1 protein-coding gene and 1 pseudogene are annotated in these 1,520 nt (G+C 75.7%); both read right to left on the bottom strand.

What is annotated here, in order from left to right; all coding sequences use genetic code 11:
• Positions 1-88: 88 nt before the first annotated feature.
• Complete coding sequence (locus ACOV8S_RS11580) at positions 89-1,060, bottom strand: ABC transporter ATP-binding protein (RefSeq protein WP_448317919.1); 972 nt, start codon at positions 1,058-1,060, stop codon at positions 89-91.
• Between the two features lie 130 nt (positions 1,061-1,190).
• Positions 1,191-1,520 (bottom strand): annotated as a pseudogene (locus ACOV8S_RS11575) (NYN domain-containing protein); the annotation flags it as partial.

Genomic DNA, 1,520 nt, shown 5'->3' with positions numbered 1-1,520 from the left:
GGCGGGTACGACGCTCACAGGCTGCTCCTCATCGTCGACGCGGCCGCGGGCGTGCCCGGGGCCGCGGTCCGCACGCCGTCCGGGGTCCTCACGCCTTCACCAGTCCCCGGGCCTCGCCGCCGAGCGCCAGGTAGACGTCCTCCAGACTCGGCGTGGCCAGGGTGAAGTCGTCCAGCGCGGCGAAGGCGGCCCCGCCGGTGACCGCTCCGACGGCGGCCCGCGCCTCGTCGGGGGCGAGCCGCAGCGTCCAGCGGCGCCCGGACTCGACGGCGCGGCCGCGCAGCGCGGCCACCTCGGGCACGTGCAGCGGGGCGTTCTCCCGCCAGACCAGGTCGACGCGGACCTCGTCGGCGACGCGCTCCTTGAGGCCCGAGGGGGTGTCGCAGGCGATGACCCGGCCCCGGTCGAGCACGGCGACCCGGTCCAGCACGGTCTCCGCCTCGATGACGTTGTGGGTGACCAGCAGCACCGTCGCCCCGCGCTCGGCGCGGCGGCGGTCGACGGCGGACCAGACGGCGCGGCGGGCGACCGGGTCCATGCCGGTGGTCGGCTCGTCGAGGACCAGCAGGGGGCGCTCGCCGACCAGCGCGGTGGCGAAGCAGGCGAGCCGGCGCTGGCCCCCGGACAGCTTGCGCAAGGGCCGGCCGGCGATGGGGGCGAGGTCGAGTTCGTCGAGGACGGCGTCCCGCTCGGCGCGCGCGGCGCGTACGTCGAGCCCGCGCAGCCGGCCGGTGGTCTCCACGGCCAGCGAGACGGTCAGCTCGTCCAGGGCGGTGGACTCCTGGCCGAGGTAGGCGAGGATCCGCGAGGCGCGCTCGGGGTGGCGGACGATGTCGTGGCCGTAGAGGGTGACGCTGCCGCGGTCGGGCCGCATCAGTCCGGTGATCTGCCGGACCAGGGTCGATTTGCCGGCTCCGTTGGGGCCGAGCAGGCCGAAGATCTCGCCGCGCCGGATCTCCAGGCTGACGGCGTCGGTGGCCCGCACCTCCGGGGTTCCGGGCGCGCCGCGGCGGCCGCGGCCGGCCGGGTAGGTCTTGGTGAGGTCACGCACCGCGCACACGGCCTCGGGGTGAGGGGACGGCGGTGCGGAGCGTGCGTTCACAAGGGATGAGCCTACGGGGTGCCCGACTCGGCCCGAAATTCAACCCCGCCGCCGACGGTGTCCCGCCCGGCGCCCGGCGGGGTGCGGTTCACTCGGCGACGGCCGGGCGCTCGGCCCCGGTGTGGCTGTCGACCTCGCGCCAGAACCCCGCACGGATGGCGTAACGGTCGTGCTCGTCGATCTGGTCGTCCTTGTGCGCGAGCAGCCCGAAGCGGGCGGCGTAGCGGAGCAGTTCGCCGTCGACGCGGTGCGGGATGCGGGGGTACTCCGCGGAGAGCTTGCCCAGGCAGGCGGTGTCGGTGATCCGCTGGATCCAGCGGCGGGCGAAGACCTGGCCGACCTCGTAGGCGTCGCCGCCGACGCTGGTGATGTCCTCCTCGTGGTCGGCCCACCGCTGCTCGGCGCTGGTGAGCTGGGC

The organism is Streptomyces sp. CO7, assembly GCF_053474865.1.
This window is presented reverse-complemented; position numbering and strand designations above follow the sequence as displayed.